The 3,182-nt window shown below is 62.3% G+C and carries 4 protein-coding genes; all 4 read right to left on the bottom strand.

Going from position 1 to position 3,182, the window contains the following annotated elements; genetic code table 11:
• Positions 1-522, bottom strand: a 522-nt coding sequence (locus tag EOA86_RS28185) for a dihydrofolate reductase family protein (RefSeq protein WP_164892046.1), incomplete at its 3' end; no start/stop codon positions are given.
• A gap of 229 nt (positions 523-751) precedes the next feature.
• Positions 752-1,678 carry an SRPBCC family protein gene (locus EOA86_RS28180; protein ID WP_128344663.1) on the bottom strand — a complete coding sequence of 309 codons (927 nt, stop codon included), beginning with the start codon at positions 1,676-1,678 and terminating at the stop codon, positions 752-754.
• A complete protein-coding gene (locus tag EOA86_RS28175; RefSeq protein ID WP_065008617.1) occupies positions 1,675-2,016 on the bottom strand; it encodes a metalloregulator ArsR/SmtB family transcription factor in 342 nt (113 codons plus the stop codon). The genes EOA86_RS28180 and EOA86_RS28175 overlap by 4 nt, the downstream gene beginning before the upstream one ends.
• A gap of 470 nt (positions 2,017-2,486) precedes the next feature.
• Positions 2,487-3,119, bottom strand: a complete 633-nt coding sequence (locus EOA86_RS28165; protein WP_128344662.1) for a TetR/AcrR family transcriptional regulator — start codon at positions 3,117-3,119, stop codon at positions 2,487-2,489.
• Positions 3,120-3,182 lie beyond the last annotated feature (63 nt).

The raw sequence follows: 3,182 nt of genomic DNA, 5'->3' as shown, positions 1-3,182 counted from the left end.
GAGAATGACAACACCTGACTTGAGGGTCCTCGTCTCCAGATGCTTCAGGGGTATCCGGTTCGGGCCGCCCTTGAAGAGCGGCGTGCCTGTCCCGAGAATGACGGGGTTGATCCCGAGGTGATACTCGTCGATCAGGCCGTGCTCCATCAGGGTCGCCGTGAGGTCGGCGCTGCCGAACACGAAGATGTCTCCGCCGTCCCTGGTCTTCAGCTTGGAGACTTCTTCCGCGACATTGCCGTTGAAGAGCTTCGTGTTGTTCCAGTCGGCGCTTTTCAGCGTGCGCGAGAAGACCACCTTCTCGATCTTGTTCATAAAGTCCGCGATCCAGCCTTGCTCGGACGGCCAATAGGCTGCCATGAGCTCGTAGGTCACGCGGCCGAAGATCAGCGTGTCGGCCTTTCCCTGGGTCTCACGAATGTAGTTCTCGAGTTCTTCTTCGAAGACGAACCAGCTGATGTCCCTGTCCGGACCTTCGAAGAAGCCGTCGACGGTCACCATGTCCCATATGATCAGTTTTCTCATAGAACCCGCCTCTGCGTGTATCCCTTTGTGAATTCTCGGCCCGATCCCGTGAAGCGGAAGCGCATGTTGGTGATCCGCCCCGGCTCCAGGACCTCGGTCTTTTCCAGCCTGACCGGCGCCATGCCGTTCTGGCTGAAGAGGCGGATGCCGTCCCGATGAGAACGGGCGCGACATGGATGAGGACCTCGTCCACAACCCCAAATTCGAGCCGACGGGAAGTCACGGCATTTCAGCGTGATGCGACGAAGCGTTCCAGTTTGCCCAGAGTTTGCAATCCCAGTTCCACGGCACCGAAGCCTTTCGCCTCCTGGAACTCGGCAGCCGTGCTGAATACCATGCCCAGCGTTACCTTTGTTGCCCCGTCCCGATCCTCGAACGAGGCCCAGGCGTCGGCATGTTTCGGCCCGTTCTCGCCCCAATGCAGCGTATAGCCGATCCTCTCCTCGGGCCGGACCTCGTTATAGAGATGGTGGTTCGGGAAGACCGTGCCATCAGGCGCGATCATGTCGAAAACCCATTCGCCGCCCGTTCGCAAGTCGATCCTCTTCGTTCGACAGGAGAAGCCTTCCGGCCCCCACCATTGCGGCAGCGTTTCAGGGTTCATCCACGCGCCCCACACGATGGATCGCGGCGCCTGGATTACCCGCTGCAGCACCATGGTTCGTTCGGCCGCGCCCGCGAGGTTGTCCAGACCGGCGGAGAAGCCTTCCCGATAGCCTGCCTCCATATCCTGCGCCAGCGATGAAAGTTGCACCGTCACGATCAGCCGGCTGCGCTCGTGCGTGCCTGAAAGATTTGCCGTCACCAGCGCTGCTGATTGCGTCACGCCTTCGCACGAGATCACCTCATAGTTCACGCTGCACACCGCCGGCTGCAGCGCAAGCCAGCCATTCTCGCACCGGATGTCAGGCTGGTCCTCGACCTTGCAGAGCGAGATCTCGCGTCCACCCACCCTGGTGTCGGCCTCCAGGAACTCCACGGTAACCGAGGCTGATGGCGCAGCCCAGATCGCCCGCGCGGCCGGGGCGGTCCATGCCTGCCACAGTACGGCCAATGGCGCGGCCACGTCCCGTTCGAAGGTGAGTGTCGCAAAGCGGCTTTTCTTATCATCAGGCACCGCATGGGTCGCGCTGTTTGTAGCGACGTTCTGTGTCATTCTGCGCGCTCCTTCATCACATTCATCACAAATGCGTCCAACCGGTCGAGCCGAGCTTCCCAGATGGCCCGCTGCTCATCGAGCCATGTCCGCACCGGGTCCAGAGCCTCGGGCACGATGGCGCAGGTGCGTATCCGCCCGTCCTTGGAGGTGGAGATCAACCCTGCCTCCTCCAGTACGGAAAGGTGCCGCATCACCGTGGGCAGACGCAGTCCCGTGGGACCAGCGAGATCCGTCACCTGCGCAGGTGTTTCGGCAAGCCGGGTCAGGATCGACCGGCGGGTCGGATCAGCGAGCGCGTGGAAGAGCAGCGATAGATCAGGATCATGCTTAGCCATGTCGCTAACTATCGCCCAATTTGCCGCTGGCGCAAGCGAAAACTTCGTCAACTCGCTAAGTTTTTTCCGCCGAACGCGCCGAGTTCCTGGAGCAGGCGGCTTCCGTTGCCGAGTCCGCTGAGAAGTTGCTCGCAACGATGCGAGCGCGCCCCGATGCCGGCAATCGAAGACAAGTTCCTGAAGCCGCCGTTCCGCTTCCAGATGCTCGTAGGAAGCGCCAACATCGGAAATGACCCAACGCGAACTTCATCTCGCGGCGTGGACCGGGCGCGCACTGCCGAACCCCGGCGTGCGCTGCAGTTTGAAGGCACTAGCGGGAAAATCCAGTTCTCCCGCACGCCAGGAGCCAGCGTTTGGCAATGGGCTTGGTGGCCAATCCAAATCGTTGATCGAAATCCGGCGGAACCAGATCGCTTTCGGATCCTCCACCCCAGTTGAGAGAGTATGGAGGTTCGACTGCAGCCCAGCCTTCACCCGCCACCCTTCGCCGACCTGCCCGCCCCAAACCTCAACCCGTCCATCAGCAGCGATACCAGCCGGCGCGAGCGGTCGCGCCAGTCCTTGGTGTCGGGCGCCGAATAGATGCCGCCCAGCGCGTGCAGAACGTCCGATGCGTCGACGTCGCTGCGGATCGAGCCGTCGGCCACCGCCGCCTCGATCAGCCGTCGCAAGGCAAGTGTCACCCTGCCCGAAACGTCGGAGAACAATGTGGAGTTCGTCGTGAGCAGGATGCGCAGGCTTGTCGCCAGTCCGCGCTTGGTGGCGATGTAGTCGACGAAGCGCTGCATCCAATGTTCGAGCGCGACGTCCGGCGAATGGTGAAGGGCGAGCTCGTCGGCGGCCTGGCACAGGCCTTCCACTTCGCGCCGGTAGACCACCTCGACCAGATGCTCGCGCGTCGGAAAGTGCCGGTAGAGCGTGCCGATGCCGACGCCGGCCTGGCGCGCGATCTCCTCCAGCGAGGCATCAACGCCATGTGCGGCAAAGGCCACTGCTGCGACCTCGACCAGCATGTCGCGGTTGCGCTGCGCATCGGCGCGCAGCGGTTTTGCCGCTGCGGCTTTGGCCTTGTCTCCAAACCTGGCGGGCGGCTGCGAAGCCAATTTTTTTCCAATTCGATCGGGGCTTGAACCGGGCAGGGCAGGGGCCCGGCAGCCCGTTAATAT

It is taken from the genome of Mesorhizobium sp. M5C.F.Ca.IN.020.32.2.1, from assembly GCF_004023105.1.
Lineage (GTDB): Bacteria > Pseudomonadota > Alphaproteobacteria > Rhizobiales > Rhizobiaceae > Mesorhizobium > Mesorhizobium wenxiniae.
This window is presented reverse-complemented; position numbering and strand designations above follow the sequence as displayed.